Source organism: Gordonia malaquae NBRC 108250 (assembly GCF_000344135.1).
GTDB lineage: Bacteria > Actinomycetota > Actinomycetes > Mycobacteriales > Mycobacteriaceae > Gordonia > Gordonia malaquae.
In genome coordinates, this window is the sequence record NZ_BAOP01000092.1 from 1 (window position 1) to 1,303 (window position 1,303).

Here is a 1,303-nt window from a genome sequence, read left to right on the forward strand (position 1 = left end):
TCAACTCGCTGAAATCGCCACTCTGCGATCGGGGGAACGCGGTCTTGCCGAGGTCCTCCCGGAGGTCCTACGGGCCGGCCTGCAGGCCCTCATCGAGGCCGAAGCGACCGCCACGATCGGCGCCGGCCGCTACGAGCGATCCGCCGACCGGACAACAGTCCGCAACGGCCATCGCCCGAAGACGATCTCGACCCCGGCCGGTGATGTGGAACTGAAGATCCCCAAACTGCGGGCAGGCTCGTTCTTCCCAGTCCTGCTCGAGCGGCGACGACGAATCGACAAAGCGTTGTACGCGGTGATCATGGAGGCCTACGTCCAGGGCATCTCCACCCGCAGCGTCGACGATCTGGTGCGGGCGATGGGCGTCGATTCCGGGGTGTCCAAGAGCGAGGTGTCCCGGATCTGTGCAGGTCTGGACGCCGAGATCGCCGAATTCCGAAATCGGTCGCTGACCCACACCGAGTTCCCGTATGTGTTTTGCGATGCCACGTTCTGCAAGGTCCGCGTCGGCGCCCACGTGGTCTCTCAAGCGCTGGTGGTCGCCACAGGGGTGTCAGCGACCGGGACTCGCGAGGTCCTGGGCACCGCTGTCGGCGAGAGTGAATCGTACGAGTTCTGGAAGGACTTCCTCAAGAGCCTGAAAGCCCGCGGTCTACATGGGGTGCACCTGGTGATCTCTGATGCCCATTCAGGTCTGAAAGCGGCTGTGGCACAACAGTTCACAGGCGCAGCATGGCAGCGTTGCCGGGTGCATTTCATGCGGAACCTGCATGGGGTGGTGCCGGCGAAGCAGCAGCCGGTCGTCACCGCTGGAGTACGGACGATCTTCGCCCACACCGAACGCAAAGACGTTGCAGCGCAATGGGATCAGGTCGCTGAGAGTTTCCAGGGGCCGTTGCCGAAAGTAGCGGCGATGATGCGCGAGGCCAAAACTGATGTACTCGCGTTCCTGCCCTTCCCGAAAACGCATTGGCAGAAGATCTGGTCGAACAACCCGATCGAGCGGCTCAACAAGGAAATCAAACGCCGCGCCGACGTCGTCGAGATCTTCCCGAACCCGGACGCGTTCCTACGCCTGGCAACAGCGGTCGTGATCGACGCCCACGACGAATGGCAGGTCACCCGCCGCTACATGTCAGAGGTCTCGATGGACGAGCTCCGCGGGGTCCTGGCGAAGAAGGCAGAATCTGCCGCAGTACTGGACTCGCAAGCGCAGATCGCTTAGCGTTCAGATCGACTCGTTGATCAGATCGCGTGACGCTCTACGCTCGATCCGAAGTCCACCACCCCACGGGGCTCTATC

At 62.7% G+C, this 1,303-nt stretch carries 1 protein-coding gene; it reads left to right on the forward strand.

The window, feature by feature from the left end:
* The first annotated feature begins 22 nt into the window (after positions 1 to 22).
* The gene (locus GM1_RS21315) at positions 23 to 1,225 is read left to right on the forward strand and encodes an IS256 family transposase (protein ID WP_244874801.1); all 1,203 of its coding nucleotides are present in this window, start codon (positions 23 to 25) and stop codon (positions 1,223 to 1,225) included.
* Positions 1,226 to 1,303: the final 78 nt, after the last annotated feature.